The organism is Neorhizobium sp. LjRoot104, assembly GCF_964253725.1.
Classification (GTDB): domain Bacteria; phylum Pseudomonadota; class Alphaproteobacteria; order Rhizobiales; family Rhizobiaceae; genus Neorhizobium.
Map to the genome: position 1 here is coordinate 4,458,542 of NZ_CAXURS020000001.1, position 24,766 is coordinate 4,483,307.

Genomic DNA, 24,766 nt, shown 5'->3' on the forward strand with positions numbered 1-24,766 from the left:
CTGCACGTTGCGTGCAAAACGGCTAAGCGGGGCGAAAAGTGGCGAAAAAGTGGGGCTTCCGATCACGGAACATTACAGGCTGTAACATTCGTGATTACATTTTTGCGAATCTTTTTAAGAAGCCAGCTAACCTTCTGCGGAAGAAAACCTTTAAAAACAGTCAGAAGGCGGAAAAGCGTTCCCTTGTGACTCGTAATGGTGCGGCGATCACAAAAACCACAGAAAAAAATTTTTAGTGATGCGAGATTTATTGCCTCATTTGGGCAATTTTTGTGATCCTCAGCCGCATGTATTAAGAAAGAATGACTAGATCATCCTATTAAGATGGAAATTTCAACCGTTCCAAAATGGGAAAGTCACCCCCGCCAGCGGCCCGAGGACCACATTTCAGCGAGCGACATCCGGTAGTTCGGAAAGCGAAACTGGAAGCCGGCCGAGCGGATCTTGGCGTTCGAAACGCGCTTGTTGGCACCGTAGAAGGAGCGTGCCATCGGGGTCATGTCGGCTGTCTCGAAATCCTGCTCCGGCGGCGGCTCGATATCCATCAGCCGGGCGGCCTCGACGATGACATCCTGCGGCGGACCGGGCTCGTCGTCAGTGACGTTATATATTCCGCCCATATTGCCCTTCGCGAGGAAGAGGGCGGCCCCGCCGATATCCTCGACGCGGATGCGGTTGAAGACCTGGCCCTTCTTTATGATACGCCGCGCCGTGCCGCGCTCGAGGTTGATGAAGGCGTTGCGGCCGGGACCGTAGATACCGGAGAGGCGCAGGCTTGCAACCGGCATATCAGCAATCAATCCTTCGGTGGTCCAGGCGTCTTCCGTATCGACCCGCTCGATCGAACGGCCCAGGATTGGGCTGCCCGGCGTTTCCTCGGTCACCCACCCGCCGCCATGATCGCCGTAGACGCCGACCGTCGAGAGGTAGCCGATCCATTCGAGCCTCGGGCAGAGCTCCAGCAACCGTCCGGAGACGAGCTTCAGCAGCGGATCGCCTTCCGTTCCCGGGGGGATCGACTGCACCACGTGCGTGATCTCGCGCAATTCCGCCAGAAGCTCCTCGCTGAACGGGCTGCCGTCGAACACGAAGGCTTTGATGTCCCGGGCCGCAAGCTCCAGCGCCTTCTGGGCGGTCCTGACCGTGCCGGAAACCCGGTGGCCTTCGGATTGGAAGACCTCGGCGATTGCATGACCCGAGTAGCCGCATCCGAAGATCATCACATTCATCAGGCCGCTCCCGCCAGTCGCCATTCTTCCCGCACTTCCGGATCTTCTTCCTCGCCGCGTGTCTCGGCAAGCCGCGCGAAGTCCATATCCGTCATCAGGCGCTTCAGGGCCCATATAGCCATGCCGCGCACCACAGGCGAGGGATCGCCGGCAAGGTCGAGACATTGTCCGATGAACCCAGCGTCACCGGAATTGCCGGCAGCGATCAGCACGTTGCGGATGAACCGGTCGCGGCCGATGCGTTTGACCGGCGAGCCGCTGAAGAAGGTCCGGAAGGCCGCGTCGTCCAGGGTCAGCAGAAACCCGATCAACGGTTCCTTGAGTTCCTCGCGCGCCTGCAGCTTCATTTCCGAGGCGCTTGCGGCAAACTTGTTCCAGGGGCAGGCGGCGAGACAGTCGTCGCAGCCATAGATGCGGTTGCCGATCAGCGGCCGGAATTCCGGATCGATCGGCCCTTTGTGCTCGATCGTCAGGTAGGAGATGCAGCGGCGGGCATCGAGCCGATAGGGCGCCGGGAAGGCCGCCGTCGGACAGGCGTCGAGGCAGGCGCGGCAGGAGCCGCAATGATCGGTTTCTGGCGCGTCTATGATAAGGTCTGCGGTGGTGAACAGGCTGCCGAGAAAGAGCCAGGAGCCGTGGGTGCGGCTGACGAGATTGGTATGCTTGCCCTGCCAGCCGAGGCCTGCGGCCTCCGCCAGCGGCTTTTCCATCACCGGCGCCGTATCGACGAAGACCTTGACGTCCTCGCCGGCACGAGCCGCAAACCGGGTGGCGATCTCCTTCAGCCGGCCTTTGATGACGTCGTGATAGTCGCGATTGCGCGCATAAACCGAGATCGCGGCCTTGTCGGGCTTGTCGAGAATGCCGCGCGGGTCTTCGTCCGGCCCATAGTTCAGCCCGAACATGACGATCGAGCGCACCTGATCCCACAACACCTTCGGATCGGCCCGGCGCAGCCTCGTTTCCGCCATCCAGTCCATGCTGCCGTGGTGCCCGTCGGCCAGAAAAATCTCCAGACGCTCCGGTGCCCGCGGAATGCTGTCCGGGCCGGTGACGCGGCAGAGATCGAAGCCCTGTGCCGCAGCTTCCTCGCGGATGAAGGCGGTCAGCTTCTCCCGCCGCCGGAGCGCCTTTTCTTCCTCCCGCGTAAGCGCGTCAGAAATCAAGGTCCGCATAGTGGGAAACCGGAGTGAGGCCGCGGATGCGCTCGGCAAGCATCGGCCGGAAGGAGGGGCGGGATTTCAGCCGCTGATACCAGTCCTTGGCGACCGGCGTCTCCGACCAGTCGATTTCACCAAGGTAGTCGAGGATCGAAATCGAGGCCGCGGCGGCAAGGTCTGCATAGCTCAGCCGGTCACCCGCAAGCCAGGGCCGCGAGCCGGCGAGCCAGGAGAGATACTTCATATGCTGGCGGATATTGGCGCGGGATGTGCGCAGCACTTTCGAATCCGGCGCGCCGCCTCCTTGAGCCGTGGTCATCTGCAGCTTGTAGACCCGCTCCCGGGTCAACGGCCGGGTGACATCCTGCTCCATCTTCTGCAGGAACCATTCCGTCAGGCGCCGGATTTCGGCGCGCTGCCACGGGTCCTCCGCAAGCAGTCGGCGGTCGCGCTTCAGCACGCCATGCGTTTCGTCGAGGAATTCCAGGAGCACGGAAGGGCCACAAAGCACTCTCATGCTGTCATCGACATAGACCGGGAGCGTGCCCGCCGGATTGAGCGTCAGGAATTCCCGCCGCTTTTCCCACGGCTGTTCCTCGACCAGATCCGCCTGAAAGCCGTATTCGGCAAGAATCAGCCGGACGAACCGCGAGGCCGAAGACATGGAATGATGATAGAGAGTGGGCATGGATACTTGAACTTCACGAACTTCGTATAGGAGGGGCAGGGGCGCCTCGCGCGCCCGCCTGACATATGGCAGCTATATGGATTTGGTAGGCCCAAGACAAGCAACGGCTCATAAACTGCTTAAAACTGCCCTTATCTGCTCAATAAAGGATTAAGAATGGCGGATCAGTCCATCATCAGCGCACTCGTCCTCGGTTTGATCGAGGGGCTTACTGAATTTCTTCCCGTTTCCTCGACCGCCCACGTTCTCCTGGCCGGCCATTTCCTCGGTTTCCGGTCGCCCGGCAACACCTTCGCGGTGCTGATCCAGCTTGGTGCGATCCTGGCCATCCTGCTTGTCTATGCCCGCAAGCTGCTGCAGATCGCCGCCGATCTGCCGACCAGCCCGAAGGCGCGCCATTTCGTCGTCACGGTGCTGATCGCCTTCCTGCCGGCTGCGGTGATCGGCGCTCTGGCGCATGGTTTCATCAAGGCCGTGCTGTTCGAGACGCCGATGCTGATCTGTATCATGCTGATCCTCGGCGGGTTCGTGCTGCTTGCCGTCGACAAGATGGAGTTCCGGCCGAAATATCACGATGTGATGGACTATCCGCTGTCGCTCGCCTTCAAGATCGGCCTCTTCCAGTGTTTGGCGATGATCCCGGGTACATCGCGCTCCGGCGCCACCATCGTCGGCGCTCTCCTGCTCGGAACGGACAAGCGTTCTGCGGCGGAATTTTCGTTCTTTCTCGCCATGCCGACCATGCTCGGCGCCTTCGCGCTCGATCTCTACAAGAACCGCAGTGCCTTGAGTTTCGACGATGGCGCGGTGATTGCGGTTGGCTTCGTCGCGGCCTTCATCACCGCCATACTGGTGGTGCGCTCGTTGCTCGATTTCGTGTCGAGCCGAGGTTACGCGCCGTTCGCCTATTGGCGAATCGCCGTAGGCGCCGTGGGCCTCATCGCCCTGCTTCTGGGAGCGTAAAAGAAGGCGGCCGAAAGGCCGCCGACTTCCCGATCATGTCAATGATGGATGGATGCCGTGCTGCACGGATCGACGCCGTATGCGGGCGTGCATTCGCTCTTGCCAGCGGCTCCCGTCGTCGGGGCCATGAACGAGCCCGCGAGGATGATCAGCGCTGCGCACGCAAAAAAGAGTGCGATGGGCTTGCCCATGGAGGAATGCCTTTCGATGGAAGATTTTATCGTCACGGTTGCGCCGCTTGTTTGGTGAAGGAGGACTTATGGGTTGGATTAGAAGAATTCAATAAAGGATTTTGCTGAACCGGCCGTTAACGCCACTGCTTCGGCCACTGCGACCTTTGTGCCACAATCCTTGCCCGAAACATGAGCGACAACAAAGGCGTGCCCGATTTTTCAGCGGGCACGGCCGGAATATCGAAGCGAAACAAATCGCTGGATATGGTTAATGATATCAGGCCGCGCGGCCGGAGCCGGTGTACTGGCCCTGCGGGCGGTATTGCACAAGGTAAGATGGCAGGATGGAGGAGACGAGCGTCGGGCGGATGTCCATCCCCTGCAACGTGCGGCCTTCCGCGGCGGCGGCATCGGAAACCACATTGTCGACCTTCAGCAGCTTCACCTGGTCACTGGTGATCGGCGGCTGGACGAAGGGGATCAGTGACGCGATGCTGCCGATCAGCGACGCGATGCCGAAAGGCAGCGAGACGAGCGCATTGCTGCGGTTGGTGACGCGCAGCATCGTCTCGAGACACTGGCGGAAGGTCATCACTTCGCCGCCGCCGAGTTCATAGATCCTGCCGGACGCGATCGTGCCATCGACGGAGCGGGCGACGGCTTCGGCGACATCCTCCACATAGACCGGCTGGAATTTCGTCTTGCCGCCGCCGATCAGCGGCAGGGCAGGGAAAATGCGGGCCATCGCGGCGAACTTGTTGAAGAAGCTGTCTTCCGGCCCGAACATGATCGACGGCCGCAGGATCACGGCATCCGGCAAAGTCGAAAGGATCGTCGCCTCGGCGCGGCCCTTGCTGCGGGCATAGGACGATTCCGAATTGGCATCGGCGCCGATCGCGGAAATATGGGTGAGCTTGGCGCCGGCCGCCCGTGCCGCATCGGCGACCGCGCGAGCCCCGAAATCCTGGACCGCATCGAACGTGTTGCGGCCGCTCTCGAACAGGATGCCGACGCAGTTGACGACATGCGAAGCGCCTTCGACGGCCCGCAGAACCGACTGGCGGTAGCGAAGGTTCGCCTGGACCAGCGAGATCTGCCCGACATAGCCGGCCGGCAGCAGGAAGCCTGCGAGATCCGGGCGGCGGACGGCAACCCGGACGCGATAACCGCGCTTGGCGAGCGTACGCACCACATGCCTGCCGACGAAGCCCGATCCTCCGAAAACGGTGACGAGCGGCGGAAGGTTGTTGACGGTCATGGCGTGCTCCGGGAGCCTGTGGGACGAGATGAGTGCTGTTTAGCCGAATCGCGGCGCGGGTGGAAGTGTCTCCACTGCCGCACCGCCTGCGGCAAGCGGTTCTTAAAGGCCGTCGAGGACGACGATTTCGCCATCCGCCACTTCCTGGCGGATCTTGATGGCGATCGCATATTCCGGCGAATTGTAGCAGTCGATGGCGGCCTGCATCGTCGGGAATTCGATGATGACGTTGCGGGCGCGGGACTTGCCCTCCATCGCCGCCATTGCGCCGCCACGGGCGAGGAAGTTGGCGCCATATTTCTCGAAGGCCGGCGTGGCCGCCGCGATATAGTCCTTATAGCGTTCCGGATCGCGGACATCGACGCGGGCGACCCAATATCCCTTGGCCATGATATTTCCTCCAACGTGTTTTCGGTTGCGGTGACTTCAGGCAAATTCCAGGGCGAGTCAAGATGACGGGCTTTGCTCAGCTATCCTTGCGCCCACCGGAACTCATCCCGGATCACGGTCGGGAAAAATCATCTCCCGCAACGGCTCGTCGTCAGAGCTCGCCCTGCATTTCGGCGAGGATGGCTTGCGCTGCGGCCTTCGGATCCGGCGCCTTGACGATCGGGCGGCCGACGACGAGATGGCTCGATCCGGCACGCAATGCGTCCGAAGGTGTCATGACCCGCTTCTGGTCGCCCGCTTCCGAACCCGCCGGCCGAATGCCGGGCGTGACGATCGCCATGTCGGGGCCGACGATCTTGCGCACCGCACCCGATTCCTCGGCGGAGCAGACGATGCCCCCCATGCCGGCCGCCAGCGCCTGTTCGGAGCGTCGCAGAACCAGCGTATGCGGATCGTATTCGTAACCCGCGTCGACGAGGTCCGTCTCGTCCATCGAGGTCAGGACGGTGACCGCGAGCAGGCAGAGGTCGGAACCCCTGGCTGCCTCGACCGCGGCGCGCATCGCCTTCGGATAGGCGTGCAAGGTGAGCATGGTCATGCCCATCTTGACGATGTTCTCGACGCCCTTCGCGACCGTGTTGTCGATGTCGAGCAGCTTCATGTCGAGAAAGACTTTTTTGCCATCCTTCGTAAGATCGCGTGCAAGTTCGAGACCGCCGGCGAATACGAGTTGGTAGCCGATCTTGTAGAAGGAAACGGTGTCGCCGAGCGCGGAGATCATCTTTTCGGCTTCGCCGATGGTCGGAATATCGAGGCCTACGATGAGGCGATCACGAGCGTTCATGCCTGGAACCCTTCCCATTTTTCGATGGGCGTCCAGTCGCATGAGACAGTTCGATCCGCAAGGGTGAAGCAGAAGAGATTTCCGCCGCCACCCGGCTGGTCACGGTCGCGGGCGATCGGCGAGCCGGTGAGGTGGCATTTCAACAGCGTTCCAACGCCGCCGTGGCCGACGAAGGCGATCGGGACGTGTGGATCGTGATCGGCAAGAATTCTGGCGACCGCCGAAACGATGCGGCTCTGCGCGTCCACGGCGCGCTCCCAGCCTTTGAAGCTCTCCTCAGGATGGGCGAAGAACCAGTTCGCCGCGTCCTCGAACTGCGGCGGAGGCAGAAAGCCGGTCGCCGAGCGGTCGTTCTCGTGGGTATCCCCGGCGATCTCGATCGAAACGCCCGAGGCGAGGCCGAGGATTTCCGCAGTCTCGATCGCCTTCACCTCGTCGCTGGAGACGATCCGTCCGAGCTTTCTGGCCCAGTCGGATTGTGCGGCTTCGCGGGTGCGGGCGGCGCCAATATCGGAAAGGCCCCATTTTGGCACCGGTATGTTCGGGTCGATACGAACCTGCGGATGGGTGATGTAGAGACCGAACGTCATGGTCAGCCGCGGCTATAGGTCCAGAGCTGCGCCGGCGGGATGTTGCGGACGACGAAATCGTAATGCTTGATCCGGTAGCGGTCGGGCTGGGCGATGATCGGCGAGACGGGGCCATAGGTGATCTGCATCACCGGCCGGCCGGCCGGGATTCGGTCGAGCAGGTCTTCGAGCAGCGCGATACGGCGCTCCATCGGGAAGCTCAGAAGCGGGATCGCCGAAATTACGCTGTCGAAGGTCTTGTCCTTCCAGGCGCCGAGGGTGCGGTCGAGATCGAAAGCGTCGCCGTTGACGAACTTCACACCGGGATAAGTGCGGACGAGATGCTGGAAGAAATCGGTCGAGTATTCGATCGAGACCAGGTTCTCCGGCGAGATGCCGTGCTTCAGGATCGCCTTGGTGATGATGCCGGTGCCGGGTCCGAGTTCGAGGACGGGCAGGCCCGATTTGGCGTCGATGACGCTCGCCATGCGCTTGGCGGTGACGGAGGAGGTGGGGCAGATGGCGCCGACCCGTTTTGGTCCGTCGATCCAGCCTTTGAAAAACCGGATCTCGTCGTCGAACTTGCGGCCGAGCCGCTCCTTCAGGCGCAATTCCATTTTTTTTATCCTCTCCCTTTTTTTGCCCTATGTGAACTTCTATGCCGCAAAAGCAAGGAAAAATGTCGCATCGGGAAAACTGCATGAAAAAAGGCGGCTGGAATTTCCCAGCCGCCCTGATGAACTAGACGCGCATCGGCATCAAGACATAGAGCGCGTCGTCACCCGCCGTGTCGCGCACCAATGTCGGAGAACCGGCATCGGCCAGCATGAAGATCGCATCCTCGCCGGAAAGCTGGGCGGTGATGTCGAGCAGGTACTTGGCGTTAAAGCCGATTTCCATCGGATCATTGTCGTAACCGACCGCAACCTCTTCCGTGGCGCTGCCGGAATCCGGATTGTTGACCGTCAGCATCAGCTGGCCGTCGGTCAGGGACAGTTTGACCGCGCGGCCGCGCTCGGAGGAAATGGTAGAGACGCGATCGACGGCCCTGGTAAAACTCTGGCAATCGACGCGCATTTCCTTGTCGTTGCCCGTCGGGATGACGCGCTGATAATCCGGGAAAGTGCCGTCGATCAGCTTGGAGGTCATCACCACCGAGCCGAGCGTGATGCGGATCTTGGCGTCCGAGACCTCGATCGTGACGGTCGCTTCCGGATCGTCGACCAGTTTCTGCAGCTCGCCGACCGTCTTGCGGGGAATGATGATGCCCGGCATTCCTTCCGAGCCGGAGGGTGCCTGCACATCGGCGCGCGCCAGGCGATGGCCGTCGGTCGCGACCGCGCGAAGCTTGAGGTCCCCGTCGGCTTCGATCGTGTGGAAGAAGATGCCGTTCAGGTAATAGCGCGTCTCCTCGGTGGAGATCGCGAACTGGGTGCGGTCGATCAGCATTTTCAGATCGGTCGCCTTGAGCTTGAACGTATGCGTGAAGCTGCCGGCGGTAAGGTCCGGGAAGTCCGATTCCGGCAAGCACTGCAGCGAGAACTTCGAGCGGCCGGATTGCACCGTCATCGAGCCGCCGTCCGGATTGGTGGCGAGCAGCACCTCGGAACCGTCCGGCAGCTTGCGGACGATTTCGTAAAGCAGGTGCGCCGGAACCGTCGTAGCCCCGGCAGTCTCGACCATGGCCGGCAGGACCTCGGTGATTTCGAGATCGAGGTCGGTCGCCTTCAGGTCGAGGCTGGCGCCGGACGCGCGCATCAGCACGTTGGAAAGGATCGGGATCGTGTTCCGACGCTCCACCACGCGATGCACGTGGTTCAGCGACTTCAGAAGGTTGGACCGCTCAAGAGTAATACGCATGGACGCAATCGCTTTCGACCGTGGCGATCCGGCAGGGCCGGACCCCTGATATTCTGCCGGCTTTGGGCGAGCCGGATGATGTGGACCGGCAAAATGGCAGACAACGCATTCCAAAAGCAAGAGGTGAACAAGGCGTTAGCAAGTCATTTCACGTCTGTCTCACGCACTGCACACAGAAAATATGCGTTCTCAACAGCTTGCGCTTTACTTGCCGAAGCCGGCCGGCTTGCCCATAAAGGCTCATGACCATCCATCTGTGCGTGACATCCCTTGACCGATGACCTGAAGAGCAGCCAGCGCGGCTATCGCGTCGCCAATACTTTCGTGCCGGCGCGGCCGCTGGAGCCGGCGCTTTATCTGGTCGCGACCCCGATCGGCAATCTCGGCGACATCACGCTGCGGGCGCTCGAAACGCTGTCCGGCGCCGATGTGCTGGCCTGCGAGGATACCCGGGTGACCCGCGTGCTGCTCGATCGTTACGGCATCGTCAACCGGCCCTATGCCTATCACGAGCACAATTCCGACGAAGTGGGGCCGAAGCTCATCGCGGCACTGGAAGAGGGGAAGTCCGTGGCGCTGGTCTCCGACGCCGGCACCCCCCTGGTCTCCGATCCCGGCTACCGGCTTGGCCAGATGGCGATCGAAGCCGGCCACAGGGTCGTGCCGATCCCCGGTGCCTCCGCGCCGCTCGCAGCCCTTGTCGGTTCCGGCATGCCGTCCGATGCGTTCCTGTTCGCCGGGTTCCTGCCGGTCAAGGACAAGGGCCGGCGCGACCGGCTGGCCGAGCTTTCGAAAGTGCCGGCGACGCTGATTTTCTTTGAATCGCCGCATCGCATCGGAGCGACGCTTGGCGCCGCCGCCGACGTGCTGGGGGCGAATCGGCGTGCGACAGTCTGCCGCGAACTGACCAAGACCTTCGAAGAGTTCCGCCGCGGCACGCTGGAAGAGCTTGCCGCCTATTATAATGGCGACCGCGTCGTGAAAGGCGAGATCGTGCTGCTGCTGGCACCGCCGGAGGCCGAGGAGCCTCCCGGCGAGGTCGAGGTGGACGTCCTGCTGCGCCAGCTTTCAGCCTCCATGCCGGCCGCCAAGGCAGCCGCCGAGGCTGCCCGCGTGACAGGACTGCCGCGCAAGGATCTCTATCAGCGGCTTCTGGACCTGAAAGGCGAGGCGGGTGGCGGAGAGTGACCCAGGCCTGAAACGCCGCCGGCCTGGGCGGCAGACTGCCGAGCGGCAAAAGGCTCAGCGATGGGGCCATGTCTCGGAATATCTCGCCGCACTTTATCTATTGGCCAAGGGCTATCGAGTTCTGGCGATCCGCTACCGCACCAGGCTCGGGGAGATCGATCTGATCGTCCGCAAGGGCGATCTGGTGGCCTTTGTCGAGGTCAAGGCGCGGATCGGCGAACAGGAGGCGATCGATGCCGTCGGCTACGCCACCCAGAAGCGAATTCGAGCCGCAAGCGATATCTGGCTTTCAAAGCGGAAGGATGCCGCAGGATTGTCCCTGCGTTACGACGTGATCGCGGTGCTTCCAGGCCGTCTGCCGCGGCATTTTGTGAACGCTTTCTGACGATGATGTGAAATTGTTGCATAGGTGTGCAATGTAACATTTCTGACATGAAACTGTTAAGGGCCTGTCACAGCCTAGCCCTATTGCGATCCTCACCCCAACAAAGGTGGAGAGGACCTTAAAATGTTCAAAAAGCTTTCGATGGCCGCGCTCGCGGTCGCACTGTCCGCGACCTCGTCGCTTGCTGCGACCGAGGTCACCTGGTGGCATGCCATGGGCGGCGAGCTCGGCAAGAAGCTCGAAGAGATCGCTCAGAAGTTCAACGACAGCCAGAGCGATTACAAGGTCGTCCCGGTCTTCAAGGGCACCTATCCGGAAACCCTGACTGCCGCTATCGCCGCCTTCCGCGCGGGCCAGCAGCCGGCAATCGTCCAGGTCTTCGAAGTCGGCACCGGCACGATGATGGCCGCCAAGGGCGCCGTCTACCCGGTCTACAAGCTGATGGCCGACAACAAGGAGCCTTGGGATCCGAAGGGCTTCCTCGCCCCGGTCGTCGGTTACTATTCGGACGCGCAGGGCAACATCCTGTCGATGCCGTTCAATTCCTCGACCCCTATCATGTACTACAACAAGGACGTCTTCCAGAAGGCTGGCCTTGATCCTGAAGTTGCCCCGAAGACCTGGGCCGAACTTGCCGTCATGGGCAAGAAGATCGTCGATTCCGGCGCGGCTGCCTGCGGCTTCACGCTGTCCTACGCTGCGACCTGGGTCGGGCTCGAAAACTACTCGGCCATCCAGAACCTGCCCTACGGCACGCTTCAGAACGGCTTCGGCGGCCTGAAGACCGAGTTCAAGTTCAACGGCAAGGAACAGGCTGCCTTCTGGGATAACCTCAAGAAGTGGCAGGACGCCAAGGTCTTCAAGTACGGCGGCCCGGGCGGCGGTGCTGAAACGGCTCCGATGTTCTACGCGCAACAATGCGCCGTCTACATGGGCTCCTCCGCGTCGCGCGCCGGCGTCATCAACAACGCCAAGGGCTTCAAGGTCGGCTTCGCGCCGATGCCTTACGACGACACGGTCACCAAGGATCCGAAGAACTCGATCATCGGCGGCGCCACGCTCTGGACGCTCAACGGCCAGAAGAACCCCGACGTCTACAAGGGCGTTGCCAAGTTCTTCACCTACCTCTCCAAGCCGGAAGTCCAGGCCGATTGGCACCAGTTCACCGGTTACCTGCCGATCACCAACGCCGCTTACGAGCTTGGTCAGAAGCAGGGCTATTATGAAAAGACCCCGGGTTCCGACATCGCCATCAAGCAGATCACCCGCGGCACGCCGTCGGACAACTCCAGGGGCGTCCGCTTCGGCAACCTGACCCAGATCCGCGACCTGATCGACCAGCAGTTCGAAACAGTCCTGTCCGGCAAGAAGACCGGCCAGCAGGCTCTCGACGATGCTGCCAAGGCTGGCAACGCTGTCCTGCGCGAATTCGAAGCTTCGAATTCCAACTAAGCATCGCCTTAAACCTCAAGCCCTTCCCGATCCCCGGGGAGGGCATTTCCTTGGGCACATCTCGCCATGCAAACCAAGCGCACCGTTTTTCAAAGTCGCGTCCTGCCTTATTTCCTGCTGGCGCCGCAGCTGATCATCACGCTCATCTTTTTCGTATGGCCCGCCGCACAGGCGATCTGGCAGTCGTTCCTGCGCCAGGACCCGTTTGGCCTGAAGGCGACATTCGTCTGGTTCGCGAATTACACGCGTCTGCTGGACGATCCCGATTATCTGAATGCGCTTGGAGCGACGTTCGTTTTTTCGGTCGGCGTCACGGTTCTGTCGATGGGCCTGTCCCTGATGTTCGCCGTCGCGGTCAACCGCGTGCTGCGCTCGGGCCGGTTCTATACGACGTTGCTGGTCTGGCCCTATGCGGTGGCACCGGCGGCTGCCGGCCTGCTCTGGTGGTTCATGTTCAACCCCAGCGTCGGCATCATTCCCTATCTGCTGAGTTTCCTCGGATACGAATGGAACCATCGTCTTCACACCGGCGATGCCATGGTGCTGATCATCATCGCCGCCGCCTGGAAGCAGATTTCCTACAATTTCCTGTTCTTCGTGGCAGGGCTTCAGTCCGTGCCGCAATCTCTGACTGAGGCCGCTGCGATCGATGGGGCCGGTCCTTTCAAGCGTTTCTGGACCGTGGTTTTCCCGCTGCTGTCGCCGACGACCTTCTTCCTGGCGGTGATCAACATCACCTACGCGATGTTCGATACGTTCGGCATCGTCGATGCGACCACCTCCGGCGGGCCGTCCCAATCCACCAATATCCTTGTCTACAAGGTCTATGCGGATGGCTTCATCGGCCTGAACCTCGGACCTTCCGCCGCGCAGTCGGTCATCCTGATGCTGATCGTGGTTGTCCTCACCGTCGTCCAGTTCCGCTGGATCGAGCGCAAAGTTCAGTATTGAGGTGCCATGATGGTCGAAAATCGTCCCTTTCTCACCTTCCTGACCCATCTGGTCCTGATCATCGGCGTGCTGACCGTCGTGTTTCCGGTCTACCTCGCCTTCGTCGCTTCGACGCGTGGGGCGACGGACTTCATGACCGGGGTCGTGCCGCTTCTGCCCGGCGATCAGCTCTCAGCCAATTACGGTTATCTGCTCGGTTCGGGTGAATCGACAGCCGGCGCACCGCCCTTCCTGCTGATGCTGGCAAACAGCCTGGCGATGGCCATCCTGATCGCAGTCGGCAAGATCGCCATCTCGATCATCTCGGCTTTCGCGATCGTCTATTTCCGCTTTCCGCTGCGGGTGCCGGCCTTCTGGCTGATCTTCATGACTCTGATGCTGCCGGTGGAAGTGCGCATTCTGCCGACCTACAAGGTCGTCGCCGATCTCGGCATGCTGAATTCCTATTCCGGCCTCGTCATTCCTGTCATCGCGTCCGCGACCGCCACCTTCCTGTTCCGGCAGTTCTTCCTGACCGTGCCGGAGGAGATGATGGAAGCGGCCCGCGTCGATGGCGCCGGTCCGATGAAATTTTTCCGCGATATCCTTCTGCCGCTGTCGCGCACCAATATCGCCGCTCTCTTCATCATCATGTTCATCTACGGCTGGAACCAGTACCTCTGGCCGATGCTGATCACCACCGAGCCGCACTATTACACCGTCGTCATGGGCATCAAGCGGCTTGCTTCCGTGCTTGATGGCGATACCCAGTGGAACCTCGTGATGGCCGGCGTCATCCTGGCGGGCCTGCCGCCGGTGCTCGTCATCATCTTCATGCAGCGCCTGTTCGTCAAAGGCCTGGTTGAGACGGAGAAATAATCATGGCTTCCATCGATGTCGAAAACGTCGGCAAGGTCTATACCGGCAATGTCCGGGCGGTCACCGATATCAAGCTGAACATCGCCGACGGCGAGTTCATCGTCCTGGTCGGCCCGTCCGGCTGCGGCAAGTCCACGCTTCTGCGCATGATCGCCGGCCTGGAGACGATTTCCGAAGGCCAGGTGAAGATCGGTTCGCGGGTCGTCAACGAGGTCGAACCGGCCGACCGCGATATCGCCATGGTCTTCCAGAATTATGCGCTCTATCCGCATATGACGGTCTACAACAACCTCGCCTACGGCCTCAAAAACCGCGGCACGCCGAAAGCCGAGATCGACGCCCGCGTCGCTGAAGCCGCCCGCATGCTGGAGATCACCCAGTATCTGGAACGCAAGCCGCGTGCCCTTTCCGGTGGCCAGCGCCAGCGTGTCGCCATGGGCCGCGCGATCGTGCGCAAGCCAGCCGCCTTCCTGTTCGACGAGCCGCTTTCCAACCTCGATGCGAAGCTGCGTGTCTCCATGCGCGGCGAGATCAAGCGCCTGCAGCGCCGCCTCGGCACCACGTCGATCTACGTCACCCATGATCAGCTCGAGGCCATGACGCTGGCCGACCGCCTCGTCGTCCTGAACGGCGGCCAGATCGAGCAGATCGGCGCACCGCTGGAAGTCTATCACGCGCCGGCCTCCACCTTCGTCGCGAGCTTCATCGGCTCGCCGGCCATGAACCTCGTCAAGGGCGAGTTGCACGGCGACAGGCTGGCGATCGGCCCGGCGATGATCGGCCTCAACGGTTTTGCGCCGACGTCCGGTGCCGTCACCGTAGGTATCCGCGCCGAGGATCTGCGCATCGCTCGCGACGACGAAGAGGCGTTGCCTTTCCGCCTCGAATATACCGAGGAACTGGGTGCCCAGCGCCTGATCCACGGCACGGTCGGCGACCAGCAGATTACCGCCGCCGTTTCTCCCGAGATCGCGCTGTCGCCGGACATGCGCATTGCCATCGACGCCAGGCGCCTGCACTTCTTCTCGATCGAAACGGGCAAGCGCCTGCCGGGCAACGTTCCGGCCGAGGCAAAGCTTGCGCCGGTCGAACCGGTTCTCTGAGAGAGTCTCAAAATTCAGGCCGATCGTTAAAATCCTAACATCGGCCTGAAGAGCCGGCTTACTCTTTGCCGGTAGCATCTCCCCGAATTGACAGCTTCCGGGGGAAAGATGAGTTGGCATGTCCTCGCCGCGACCGCAGCGGCAATTGCATTTCGGTCCAGGTCCTACGCACCTGAGAAGCCGAGGGTGAAACCCTTTGTCGGCGCCTGTCCGCATTCTCTCGAAATGAAGCCGATGCCGATCGAGCCGACCTGGGTCATCGCCGGCGATCCGCAGGCACGTGCCGGTTCTCATTCCACCGCCGAGGACGATTGCGCGACGACCGGCGTGTGGGAATGTACGGCGGGCGAGTTCCGCTGGTACTTCCATTGGGACGAAACAGTGGTGATCCTTGAGGGCGAGGTGCACGTCACTGCCGAAGACGGCACGCAGCGCGTTCTCCAGGCAGGCGATGTCGCCTATTTCAAGGGCCGGACCTGGGCCACCTGGCGCATCGACAAATATCTGAAGAAGGTCGCCTTCATCCGCCGGCCCTTCCCGAAGCCGATCGCCATGCTTTTCCGCCTGCGCAACATGTTGCGGGCAAAGACGCAGGTCGGCATCTCCGCGTGATAGTGGCCCGATTGCAGTTGCCTTTGGAAGCCCGCCATCCTACATCAGGCGGGCCAATCCTAGGGGGCTGAAGTCATGGCGAAAATCCGCAAGGTCGCGTTCCAGATGGACCATATTTCCGGCATCGGCATTGCCGGCGATTCCACCTTCGCCATGGCGCTCGAAGCGCAGGCGCGTGGCTTCGAGCTGTTTCACTACACTCCCGACCGCCTGACCATGCGTGACGGCAGGATCTTCGCCGCTGTCGAGCCGTTGCAGGTGCGCGACGTCAAGGGCGATCATTTCACGCTCGGAGAGAAGGAACGCGTCGATCTCTCGCAGATGGACGTCGTCCATTTGCGCCAGGATCCGCCCTTCGACATGGGCTACATTACCTCGACCCATCTGCTCGAGCGCATCCATCCGAAGACGCTTGTCGTCAACGACCCCGCCTGGGTGCGAAACTCGCCGGAGAAGATCTTCGTCACGGAGTTCGCCGATCTGATGCCGGCAACGCTGATCAGCCGCGATCCGGGCGAAATCGCCCGTTTCCGCGAGGAGCTGGGCGACATCATCCTGAAGCCGCTCTACGGCAATGGCGGCGCCGGGGTTTTCCATTCCGCCCGCGACGACCGCAATTTCACCTCGCTGCTCGAAATGTTCGGCCAGATGTATCGCGGCGAACCCTATATCGCCCAGGCCTATCTGCCGGCCGTGCGCAAGGGCGACAAACGCATCCTTCTGGTGGACGGCGAACCGGTCGGCGCGATCAACCGCGTTCCCGCCGAACATGACAGCCGCTCCAACATGCATGTCGGCGGCCGCGCCGAGGCGACCGAGATCACGCCGCGCGAGAAGGAGATCTGCTCCCGCATCGGACCCGCCCTGCGCGAGCGCGGCTTCATCTTCGTCGGCATCGATGTGATCGGCGACTATATGACCGAGATCAACGTCACATCCCCGACCGGTATCCGCGAAGTCAAAAAATTCGGCGGCGCCGACGTCGCAGGCCTCCTTTGGGATGCAATCGAGGCAAAACGCGCCTGATAAGGGCAAGGCGTTTCGGATACGGATCGCCTTTGTTCCCGTGATGCAACCGCCTGCAACCCACATGCAGCGGATGCGTGAAATTGTTCGTTGAATGTTCTTGTTTCATTCCGATTTCCATGCCAGATTGCAATTCCTGGCACGGAAAGCGTGTATCGCTGGCGTCCTGGACATCAAGTTAGGGGCGGGGTGGATATGGTTTCGCGCGTCAGCACAGTCGCATTCCAGGGCATAGAAGGCGTTCCGGTCGATGTGCAGGTCATGGTCGGCCCGGGCAAGATCAACATGCATATCGTCGGCCTGCCGGACAAGGCGGTGGCCGAGAGCCGCGAGCGGGTGCAGGCCGCATTGCACGCATCGGGCCTTGCCATGCCGCCGAAGAAGATCACCGTCAATCTGGCGCCGGCCGACCTGCCGAAAGAAGGCTCCCATTTCGACCTTCCGATCGCGCTCGCCCTGATGGCCGCGCTGGGCGCCGTTCCCGGAGACGCTCTCGCCGGTTATGTGGTGCTTGGGGAACTGAACCTCGACGGCACGCTTGCGCCCGTCGCCGGGGCGCTTCCGGCGGCAATCGCCGCCAACGTCCTGGGGAAGGGTCTGATCTGCCCGGCCGACAGCGGCGCGGAAGCCGCCTGGGCAGGGGCCGAGATCGACATCGTCGCGCCGCGCAGCCTGATCGCGCTCGCCAACCATTTCCGCGGCACCCAGGTCATCTCGCGTCCGCAGCCGGCGATCCGCGCCTTGCCTGGCAATTTGCCGGACCTGGTCGATATCAAGGGCCAGGAATCCGCCAAGCGTGCGCTGGAAGTCGCCGCCGCCGGTGGGCACAACCTTCTGATGGTCGGTCCGCCCGGCTCCGGAAAATCCATGCTTGCCGCCCGGCTGCCGTCCATCCTGCCGCCGCTCTCGGCCGCCGAACTGCTGGAAGTGTCGATGATCCATTCGATTGCCGGCCAGCTTTCCGGCGGCAAGCTCTCCGACCGCCGGCCTTACCGCACGCCGCATCACTCGGCGACCATGGCGGCGCTGGTGGGCGGTGGCCTGCGCGCCAGGCCGGGGGAGGCGTCGCTTGCCCATCACGGCGTGCTTTTCCTCGACGAATTCCCGGAATTCTCGCCGCAGGCGCTGGACGCGCTCCGCCAGCCGCTGGAGACCGGCGAATGCGTTATCGCCCGTGCCAATCATCGCGTTTCCTATCCCGCCAGTATCCAGCTTGTCGCGGCCATGAATCCATGCCGCTGCGGCATGGCGGGCGAACCCGGCCATACCTGCGCCCGTGGACCAAAATGCATGTCGGACTATCAGGGGCGCATTTCCGGGCCGCTGATGGACCGGATCGATATCCGCATCGACGTGCCGGCAGTCTCGGCGGCGGATCTCATTCGTCCGATGCCGGCAGAAAGCAGCGCGGATGTCGCCCGGCGCGTGGCGGCTGCGCGGGACAGGCAGCGGGAGCGGTTCGAACAGGCCGGTTATCCGCGTGTGCTCACCAATGCCCGCTGCTCGACGGCGCTGATCGAGAAGATCGCCGAACCCGATCCGGGCGGCCTTCAGCTGCTGCGGGATGCGGCGGAAAAACTCAAGTTCTCCGCACGCGGATACCACCGCATATTGAAGGTGGCGCGCACGCTCGCCGATCTCGACGGCAAGGACACGGTCGGCCGCATTCATCTCGCCGAGGCGATTTCCTATCGCATGACCGGCGAACGGCTGGCGACGGCCGCGGCATGAGGCGGAAGGTTGGGGATGGGGTTGCGAGGGCTGGGAGGTGGCGATGAATTTGCTCTGCGGCCAGGGCAGGTCGTCACCGATGACCAGGCCTTTAGGCGGACCGCGCTTAGGCCGACGCGGATAGCATACCCTTCCGTCGTCATCCTCGGGCTTGACCCGAGGATCCATCCGCCTGGCGACGCGCTCTAACGTAGTCAACCTTGGTGGGCTTGGCCTTGGATCCTCGGGTCAAGCCCGAGGATGACGACCTGAAGAAGTGCAGCTAACTACCCAACCCTTCAAAAAGCGCGGTCGACAAATAGCGTTCGGCGAAAGAGGGGATGATGACGACGATGGTCTTGCCGGCATTTTCCTCCCGGCTGCCGACTTCGATGGCGGCGGTTAGCGCCGCTCCGGAAGAGATACCGACCGGTACGCCTTCGAGCCTTGCTACGAGACGGGCCATTTCCATGGCCTCGCTGCTGTTGACGGTGACGATCTCGTCATAGATGTGCGTGTCGAGGATTTTTGGCGCAAAACCTGCGCCGATGCCCTGGATCTTGTGCGGGCCGGGCTGCCCGCCGGAGAGTACCGGTGACTCCTCGGGCTCCACGGCAATGACCTTGAGTGCCGGGTTGCGCTCCTTCAGCACCTGGCCGGCACCGGTGATCGTGCCGCCGGTGCCGATGCCGGAGACGAAGATGTCGATCTTGCCGTCGGTATCGTTCCAGATTTCCTCGGCCGTCGTCTTGCGATGGATTTCCGGGTTGGCCGGGTTTTCGAACTGTTGCGGGATGATCGCATCCGGCAGCGAGGCGGCCAGTTCTTCCGCCTTGGCGATCGCCCCCTTCATGCCTTTCGGACCTTCGGTCAGCACCAGTTCGGCACCGAGCAGGGCCAGCATCTTGCGCCGCTCGATTGACATGGTTTCCGGCATGGTGAGGATCAGCTTGTAGCCCTTGGCGGCAGCGGCGAAGGCGAGTGCGATGCCGGTATTGCCGGATGTCGGCTCGACCAGCGTCGTCCTGCCAGGAGTGATCTTGCCCTCGGCCTCCAGGCTTTCGATCATCGCCACGCCGATACGGTCCTTGACGGAGGCGATCGGGTTGAAGAACTCAAGCTTGGCCAGAAGATTGGCCTTCACGCCCTTTTCCTTGGCCAGCTTGTCGAGGCGCACGATCGGCGTGTCGCCGATGGTTTCGGTGATCGACGAATAGATTCGGCCGCGGCCCGGCTTTCTGGTCTCTGGCATGGTGCTCTCCCTAGGATTTAGAGAGAACGTAGGGCGTGTTCCCGGCGAAAGCCAGCAAGGTGGAACCCGACGGCAAGCGAAATGGAAATTTTGTTCCCGGAAGTCGTCGGGAACGAGAACGCTGTTTCGTTCAGAGGCCGGTCGAGCCGAAGCCGCCGACGCCGCGGGCGGTGGCGGTCGCCTCGGAAATCTCAGCCACCCGAGCCTGGGTCACCGGCGCGATCACCATCTGGGCGATGCGCATGCCGCGGGTGATGACGAAATCCTCGTCGCCGAGGTTGATGAGCAGTACCTTCACCTCGCCGCGATAATCGCTGTCGATCGTGCCGGGCGTGTTGAGGCAGGTGATGCCATTCTTGAAGGCAAGACCGGAGCGCGGCCGGATCTGCGCCTCGAACCCTTCCGGGATTTCGAAGATGAAGCCGGTCGGCACCAGCGCCCGTTTGCCGGGCGCGATCGTCAGCGGCATGCCGTCCTCGACGGCGGCGCGCAGGTCCATGCCGGCGGCGCCAGCGGTTTCATAGGCCGGCAGGTCGAGGCCGGCGCCGTGGGCGAGCCGGATCAGGTTCAGCTTCGGCGAGGAGGGGGCATGGATGTTCATCAGGTCATTTGGCGACCGAGGGTCGCTCCGGTCAAACACGAATTGAAAGTTATCCACGGAGTCGTTAGATACGCGGCAACGTAAAGGATCTAGAAAAAATGCCCGAAACGATTGCCGAGGCGGTTTCCCGCCGCCGCACATTCGCAATTATTGCCCACCCGGACGCGGGCAAGACGACGCTGACCGAAAAACTGCTGCTGTTCGGCGGCGCGATCCAGCTCGCCGGCGAAGTCAAGGCGAAGAAGGACCGCATCCAGACCCGGTCCGACTGGATGAAGATCGAGCGCGAGCGCGGCATCTCGGTCGTCACCTCGGTGATGACCTTCGAATATGACGGCAACGTCTTCAATATCCTCGATACGCCCGGCCACGAAGACTTCGCCGACGATACCTATCGCACGCTGACGGCGGTGGATGCCGCGGTCATGGTCATCGACGCCGCCAAGGGCATCGAACCGCGGACGCTGAAACTGTTCGAAGTCTGCCGCATGCGTGATATCCCGATCATCACCTTCATCAACAAGATGGACCGTGAAAGCCGCGATCCCTTCGAGATCCTCGATGAGGTCGAGGAGAAGCTGGCGCTCGACACTGCGCCGATCACCTGGCCGATCGGCCGTTCGAAGACGTTCTGCGGCTCCTATCATCTGGCCGAAAACACGGTGCGCGGTTCCGATACCGAGGTTAAGGTAACGCCGGTCAACGGCCCCCAGAGCGTTGCCGACCGCCTGCCGGAAAACGAGCGCGCCGCCTTCATCGAGGAGACGGAACTGGCAATCGAGGCCTGCCGGCCGTTCGACCGCAAGGCTTTCCTCGAAGGCCACATGACGCCGGTCTTCTTCGGTTCGGCATTGCGGAATTTCGGCGTCCGCGATTTGATCGATGCGCTGGGTGATTTTGCCCCGCCGCCGCGAGACCAGGTGGCGGACATCCGCACTGTGCATGCGACGGACGACAAGATGACGGCCTTCGTCTTCAAGATCCAGGCGAACATGGACCCGAACCATCGCGACCGCATCGCGTTTGCGCGCATCTGCTCGGGCAAGCTGGAGCGCGGCATGAAGGCGCGGCTGTCGCGCACCGGCAAGCAGCTCGGGCTGACGGCGCCGCAGTTCTTCTTTGCGTCCCAGCGCCAGCTGGCCGACACCGCCTACGCGGGCGATGTGGTCGGCATCCCGAACCACGGCACGCTGCGCATCGGCGATACGCTGACCGAAGGCGAACAACTGGTGTTCCAGGGTGTGCCGAACTTCTCGCCGGAAATCCTCCGCCGCGTCCGGCTGGAGGATGCCATGAAGGCGAAGAAGCTCAAGGAAGCGCTGCAGCAGATGGCGGAAGAGGGCGTCGTGCAGCTCTTCTCGCCGGAAGACGGCTCGCCGGCCATTGTCGGCGTCGTCGGCGCGCTGCAGCTCGACGTCTTGAAGGAACGGCTGCAGGGCGAATACGGCCTGCCGGTCTCCTTCGAAATGTCGCGCTTCTCGATCTGCCGCTGGATTTCTGCCGATCACCAGGCCGATCTCGACAAGTTCCTGACGGTGAAGCGCGGCGATATCGCCCGCGATCTCGATGGCGATCCGGTTTTCCTGGCGCAGGACAGCTTTTCGCTGCGCTACGAGTCGGAGCGTTATCCGGCGATCAAGATGGTCGCCATCAAGGAATATCAGGTCGCCAAGGCGGCCTGATATCATGAGGTCATCTTAGGCGAACTTGACCGCCGTCGTGTTCGACCCGCAGACGAGGACGCAGACGCGCTCGTCCGGGCCGGGAACATATTTGCCGGAGAGCAGAGCCGCAAAGGCCGCGGCGCCACCCGGTTCCGCGACGATGCGTGCGCCGGCCCACAGCGCCTTCTGAGCGGAGAGGATTTCGTCGTCGGTCACCAGGACCGGCGGCTGGACGAATTTCTGGGCAACGGGGAACATCAGTTCGCCAACCTGCTTTGGCGCAAGCGAATCCGCCGCAATGCCGCCGGCCGGCGCATCGACCGGGCGGCCGGCCTTGAAGGCTTCGTACAGCGTCGGCGCGCCGTCGGATTCCACCGCAACGATCTTCACCCGGCCCCTGAACCACGAGGCAATGCCCCCGATCAGTCCGCCGCCGCCGACCGCGACGAGTAGCGTCGTCATCTCCGGCAGGTCGTCCTCGATCTCCTTGCCGAGCGTGCCCTGTCCGAGCAGGGTTTCCACCTGGTCATAAGCATGCGCGGCAATTGCGCCGCTCGTCGCCACGTAGGCCTGGCTCGCCGCCAGCGCATCGTTGTAGCGGTCGCCACCGACCACCAGTTCAGCGCCATAGGAGTGAATAAGGTCGATCTTCGCCTGCGAGGCCACGCTCGGTACGAAAATATGCGCTGGCACGTCGAGCCGCATCGCCGCATAGGCGACCGCCGCTCCGTGGTTGCCGCCGGATGCGGCAACGACGCCCGCTGCCGGGACTTTGCGCGTCAGGAGGTTGGTGAAGGCACCGCGGGCCTTGAACGAGCCGGAATGCTGCAGCAGTTCGAGTTTCAGATCGACCGGCAGTGGTGTCCCCCCGAAATCGCGCATATCGACGCGCATGACCGGCGTGCGGCGGATATGCGGGCGGATGAGCTTTTCGGTCTCCGCGATACGTTCGGGCGTGACGGTGTTTTCGATCGACATGATGGCCTCTTGGGAATGGGACGGCCATGGGTATCCGGCAAAACACGGAAATGAAAGTCCCTTCAGGCGCCGATCCGTTCGCTGAGGAAATCGACGACGGCACGCACCGCGGGAAGCTGCCCGCGCCGATGCGGCATCAGGATCGTCGTGGTGATACTGCCGGCCGTCCACTCGGGCAGCAGGCGGATCAGCCTGCCCTCGGCAAGCGCGCCGCGGCAGACGGAAGTCGGCAGGCAGGTCAGGCCAAGGCCTGCCATCGTTGCCTTCATGATCACCATCGGCTCGTCGGCGGAAAGCACGGATCTGGGTGTCACGACGACCGCTTCGCCATCCTCCGAGGACAACTTCCAGACCATATCCGTCGGGCCGGCGGTGACCGCCCCGTGCCCTGCAAGATCCTCCGGCCGCAAAGGTTCGCCCTGGGTGCGAACATAATCCGGTGAGGCGACGACGAAAAAAGGGTCGGTCGCAAGCTTCTTCCGCAGCAGCGTCGAATCCGGCAGCGGCGCCTGATGGCTGCGCACCGCGATATCGAAACCTTCCTGAACGATATCGACAAACCGATCGCTGACATGCAGCGAAAGATGTAGCCTTGGATATCGTGCCGAAAGCTCGGCGAGATGATCGGCGAGCACGAATTGCGCGGTCGGCACCGCAGCCGTCATCCGCACGATGCCACTCGGCTCGCCGAGATGGGTACGCACGATGGTTTCCGCCATCTCCGCCTCGATCACCGACGCCTGCGCGTGCCGGAAGAAATCCCGGCCGAGATCGGTCAGCGAGAAACTGCGGGATGTCCGCTGGATCAGCCGCACTCCGAGCCGGTCCTCCAGCTCCGCCACGCGTTTGCTGACCGTGGATTTCGGTAGGCCGAGCCGGCGGCCTGCCGCGGAAAAGCCGCCGTGCTCCACCGCCTGCACGAAGAAATAGAGATCGTTGAGGTTGGGTAAAGTCATTCTCAGCGTCCATATGCATAGACTTAAAGGCGGAAAATCGATGTCTATCGCGCCGGCGTCCACAAAATCATATTGCCGGTGCCTCAGAATTTCAATCCAAGGAGTGATGAAATGACACCGATACTCTTTTATGGCGTGCCGGAAGGATGTTCCTTCGGCTCGATCGTGGCGCTCGAATGGACCGGCGCACCCTATCGGCTGTGCCGTGTCGAAATGCCGGCCGTGGTTTCGAGCGACGCCTACAAGCCGGTTAATCCGATTGGCGAAACACCGTCGCTGATGCTGCCGGACGGCCGGGTGATGAGCGAGAGCTTGGCGATCCTCAGCCACATCGCCGCCCGCACGGTGGGGAAGGGCTGGGGCTTCGATCCGAAATCGGAGAAGTTCGACCGGCTGAACCAGATGCTGGCTTTTTTGAATACCGGGTTCTTCAACGCCTTCAGCCCGCTCTGGTACGCGGTCGAGCATGAGCTGGACCCGCAGGCCAAGGAGGCTCTCCGTGCTTACGGTATCGCCAAGATGGAGAAGGCGCATGCCCAGCTCGAAAAGCTGCTTGGCGGCCGGGATTGGCTGCTCGGCGATGAGAAGAGTTTTGCGGACGCCTATTTCGCCGGTATCGCTCGCTGGAACGATTTCCATCAGGTCGTCGACCGGCGGCAGTATCCGGCGCTGAATGCGCTTTACGAGCGTATGCAGCAGGACCCGGCGGTACGGTTCGCCTGGGCCATCGAGCACCAGGAGGAGGCGCAGACAAGCGGCCAGTTCCTCGGCCATGTGAGCCTCGGTGAAGCGCTCGGATCTCTGAAGCAGGCGGCGTGATTGCCGATATCCATGTGCACAGCCCAGTCGTGGCGACCCTGATGGCGCCACGGCTTCTGCGGGAAGTGGTATCCGGG

At 62.2% G+C, this 24,766-nt stretch carries 26 protein-coding genes; 12 read left to right on the top strand and 14 right to left on the bottom strand.

Translation table 11 applies throughout. The annotated features are described in order from the left end of the window. Nucleotides 1–356: 356 nt before the first annotated feature. The 3 genes from ACSQ8R_RS21845 to ACSQ8R_RS21855 are packed head-to-tail and all read right to left on the bottom strand — an operon-like array spanning nucleotide 357 to nucleotide 3,077. Nucleotides 357–1,229, bottom strand: a complete 873-nt coding sequence (locus ACSQ8R_RS21845) for an SDR family oxidoreductase (RefSeq protein WP_436255298.1) — start codon at nucleotides 1,227–1,229, stop codon at nucleotides 357–359. Continuing rightward, nucleotides 1,229–2,404, bottom strand: a complete 1,176-nt coding sequence (gene queG / locus ACSQ8R_RS21850) for a tRNA epoxyqueuosine(34) reductase QueG (protein WP_436255299.1) — start codon at nucleotides 2,402–2,404, stop codon at nucleotides 1,229–1,231. The genes ACSQ8R_RS21845 and queG overlap by 1 nt, the downstream gene beginning before the upstream one ends. Continuing rightward, nucleotides 2,385–3,077, bottom strand: coding sequence for a glutathione S-transferase family protein (locus tag ACSQ8R_RS21855; RefSeq protein ID WP_037079594.1), 693 nt, complete (start codon nucleotides 3,075–3,077; stop codon nucleotides 2,385–2,387). Before ACSQ8R_RS21855 ends, queG begins: the two co-directional genes overlap by 20 nt. 156 nt (nucleotides 3,078–3,233) lie before the next feature. Between ACSQ8R_RS21855 and ACSQ8R_RS21860 the strand changes: the two genes are divergently transcribed. Then, nucleotides 3,234–4,040: an undecaprenyl-diphosphate phosphatase gene (locus ACSQ8R_RS21860; protein WP_436255300.1), complete on the top strand. Its 807-nt coding sequence runs from the start codon at nucleotides 3,234–3,236 to the stop codon at nucleotides 4,038–4,040. Between the two features lie 38 nt (nucleotides 4,041–4,078). On the opposite strand, the gene ACSQ8R_RS21865 is transcribed toward ACSQ8R_RS21860, so the two are convergent. From ACSQ8R_RS21865 to dnaN, 7 genes are all read right to left on the bottom strand, one after another. After that, nucleotides 4,079–4,231: a hypothetical protein gene (locus ACSQ8R_RS21865; protein WP_007763306.1), complete on the bottom strand. Its 153-nt coding sequence runs from the start codon at nucleotides 4,229–4,231 to the stop codon at nucleotides 4,079–4,081. 259 nt (nucleotides 4,232–4,490) lie between these two features. Then, on the bottom strand, nucleotides 4,491–5,471 hold the full coding sequence (locus ACSQ8R_RS21870; RefSeq protein WP_436255301.1) for a complex I NDUFA9 subunit family protein: 981 nt from the start codon (nucleotides 5,469–5,471) through the stop codon (nucleotides 4,491–4,493). A gap of 102 nt (nucleotides 5,472–5,573) precedes the next feature. Beyond that, nucleotides 5,574–5,861, bottom strand: a complete 288-nt coding sequence (locus tag ACSQ8R_RS21875) for a DUF1330 domain-containing protein (RefSeq protein WP_436255302.1) — start codon at nucleotides 5,859–5,861, stop codon at nucleotides 5,574–5,576. Between the two features lie 151 nt (nucleotides 5,862–6,012). After that, nucleotides 6,013–6,705 (bottom strand): orotidine-5'-phosphate decarboxylase, encoded by a 693-nt coding sequence (pyrF, locus tag ACSQ8R_RS21880; RefSeq protein ID WP_436255303.1) that lies wholly within the window; start codon nucleotides 6,703–6,705, stop codon nucleotides 6,013–6,015. After that, nucleotides 6,702–7,295, bottom strand: coding sequence for a histidine phosphatase family protein (locus tag ACSQ8R_RS21885; protein WP_436255304.1), 594 nt, complete (start codon nucleotides 7,293–7,295; stop codon nucleotides 6,702–6,704). Before ACSQ8R_RS21885 ends, pyrF begins: the two co-directional genes overlap by 4 nt. 2 nt (nucleotides 7,296–7,297) lie before the next feature. Then, on the bottom strand, nucleotides 7,298–7,891 hold the full coding sequence (gene pmtA, locus ACSQ8R_RS21890) for a phospholipid N-methyltransferase PmtA (RefSeq protein ID WP_436255305.1): 594 nt from the start codon (nucleotides 7,889–7,891) through the stop codon (nucleotides 7,298–7,300). A gap of 124 nt (nucleotides 7,892–8,015) precedes the next feature. Beyond that, nucleotides 8,016–9,134 carry a DNA polymerase III subunit beta gene (gene dnaN, locus ACSQ8R_RS21895; RefSeq protein ID WP_210010467.1) on the bottom strand — a complete coding sequence of 373 codons (1,119 nt, stop codon included), beginning with the start codon at nucleotides 9,132–9,134 and terminating at the stop codon, nucleotides 8,016–8,018. A 270-nt stretch (nucleotides 9,135–9,404) separates the two neighbouring features. On the opposite strand from dnaN, the gene rsmI reads away from it, so the two are divergent. The 9 genes from rsmI to ACSQ8R_RS21940 all read left to right on the top strand — a co-directional run bounded on the left by rsmI (nucleotide 9,405) and on the right by ACSQ8R_RS21940 (nucleotide 18,440). Beyond that, a complete protein-coding gene (gene rsmI / locus ACSQ8R_RS21900; RefSeq protein WP_436255306.1) occupies nucleotides 9,405–10,322 on the top strand; it encodes a 16S rRNA (cytidine(1402)-2'-O)-methyltransferase in 918 nt (305 codons plus the stop codon). Continuing rightward, nucleotides 10,309–10,707, top strand: coding sequence for a YraN family protein (locus ACSQ8R_RS21905; RefSeq protein ID WP_436255307.1), 399 nt, complete (start codon nucleotides 10,309–10,311; stop codon nucleotides 10,705–10,707). Before rsmI ends, ACSQ8R_RS21905 begins: the two co-directional genes overlap by 14 nt. A 123-nt stretch (nucleotides 10,708–10,830) precedes the next feature. Beyond that, complete coding sequence (gene ugpB / locus ACSQ8R_RS21910) at nucleotides 10,831–12,159, top strand: sn-glycerol-3-phosphate ABC transporter substrate-binding protein UgpB (RefSeq protein WP_436255308.1); 1,329 nt, start codon at nucleotides 10,831–10,833, stop codon at nucleotides 12,157–12,159. Between the two features lie 66 nt (nucleotides 12,160–12,225). Next, nucleotides 12,226–13,110: a sn-glycerol-3-phosphate ABC transporter permease UgpA gene (gene ugpA, locus ACSQ8R_RS21915; RefSeq protein WP_436255309.1), complete on the top strand. Its 885-nt coding sequence runs from the start codon at nucleotides 12,226–12,228 to the stop codon at nucleotides 13,108–13,110. A gap of 9 nt (nucleotides 13,111–13,119) precedes the next feature. After that, nucleotides 13,120–13,968 (top strand): sn-glycerol-3-phosphate ABC transporter permease UgpE, encoded by an 849-nt coding sequence (gene ugpE, locus ACSQ8R_RS21920; RefSeq protein ID WP_436255544.1) that lies wholly within the window; start codon nucleotides 13,120–13,122, stop codon nucleotides 13,966–13,968. Nucleotides 13,969–13,970: 2 nt separating this feature from the next. Next, nucleotides 13,971–15,071, top strand: coding sequence for a sn-glycerol-3-phosphate import ATP-binding protein UgpC (locus ACSQ8R_RS21925; RefSeq protein WP_436255310.1), 1,101 nt, complete (start codon nucleotides 13,971–13,973; stop codon nucleotides 15,069–15,071). A gap of 108 nt (nucleotides 15,072–15,179) precedes the next feature. Next, nucleotides 15,180–15,683 carry a cupin domain-containing protein gene (locus ACSQ8R_RS21930; RefSeq protein WP_436255311.1) on the top strand — a complete coding sequence of 168 codons (504 nt, stop codon included), beginning with the start codon at nucleotides 15,180–15,182 and terminating at the stop codon, nucleotides 15,681–15,683. 75 nt (nucleotides 15,684–15,758) lie between these two features. Further along, nucleotides 15,759–16,709, top strand: a complete 951-nt coding sequence (gene gshB / locus ACSQ8R_RS21935) for a glutathione synthase (RefSeq protein ID WP_436255312.1) — start codon at nucleotides 15,759–15,761, stop codon at nucleotides 16,707–16,709. Nucleotides 16,710–16,904: 195 nt separating this feature from the next. Next, nucleotides 16,905–18,440, top strand: a complete 1,536-nt coding sequence (locus ACSQ8R_RS21940; RefSeq protein ID WP_436255313.1) for a YifB family Mg chelatase-like AAA ATPase — start codon at nucleotides 16,905–16,907, stop codon at nucleotides 18,438–18,440. A gap of 262 nt (nucleotides 18,441–18,702) precedes the next feature. On the opposite strand, the gene cysK is transcribed toward ACSQ8R_RS21940, so the two are convergent. Continuing rightward, entirely contained in the window at nucleotides 18,703–19,671 is a 969-nt protein-coding gene (gene cysK, locus ACSQ8R_RS21945) for a cysteine synthase A (RefSeq protein ID WP_436255314.1), read from the bottom strand. Between the two features lie 130 nt (nucleotides 19,672–19,801). Then, nucleotides 19,802–20,272: a dUTP diphosphatase gene (dut, locus tag ACSQ8R_RS21950; RefSeq protein ID WP_436255315.1), complete on the bottom strand. Its 471-nt coding sequence runs from the start codon at nucleotides 20,270–20,272 to the stop codon at nucleotides 19,802–19,804. Nucleotides 20,273–20,370: 98 nt separating this feature from the next. Here dut and ACSQ8R_RS21955 point away from each other — a divergent pair, with 98 nt between their 5' ends. Then, on the top strand, nucleotides 20,371–21,954 hold the full coding sequence (locus ACSQ8R_RS21955; RefSeq protein WP_436255316.1) for a peptide chain release factor 3: 1,584 nt from the start codon (nucleotides 20,371–20,373) through the stop codon (nucleotides 21,952–21,954). Nucleotides 21,955–21,969: 15 nt separating this feature from the next. Here the strand turns inward: ACSQ8R_RS21955 and ACSQ8R_RS21960 are convergent, their stop codons facing one another. After that, nucleotides 21,970–22,914: a threonine/serine dehydratase gene (locus ACSQ8R_RS21960; RefSeq protein ID WP_436255317.1), complete on the bottom strand. Its 945-nt coding sequence runs from the start codon at nucleotides 22,912–22,914 to the stop codon at nucleotides 21,970–21,972. Nucleotides 22,915–22,976: 62 nt separating this feature from the next. After that, nucleotides 22,977–23,870 carry a LysR substrate-binding domain-containing protein gene (locus tag ACSQ8R_RS21965; RefSeq protein ID WP_436255318.1) on the bottom strand — a complete coding sequence of 298 codons (894 nt, stop codon included), beginning with the start codon at nucleotides 23,868–23,870 and terminating at the stop codon, nucleotides 22,977–22,979. Nucleotides 23,871–23,981: 111 nt separating this feature from the next. On the opposite strand from ACSQ8R_RS21965, the gene ACSQ8R_RS21970 reads away from it, so the two are divergent. Then, complete coding sequence (locus tag ACSQ8R_RS21970) at nucleotides 23,982–24,689, top strand: glutathione S-transferase family protein (RefSeq protein ID WP_436255319.1); 708 nt, start codon at nucleotides 23,982–23,984, stop codon at nucleotides 24,687–24,689. Nucleotides 24,690–24,766 lie beyond the last annotated feature (77 nt).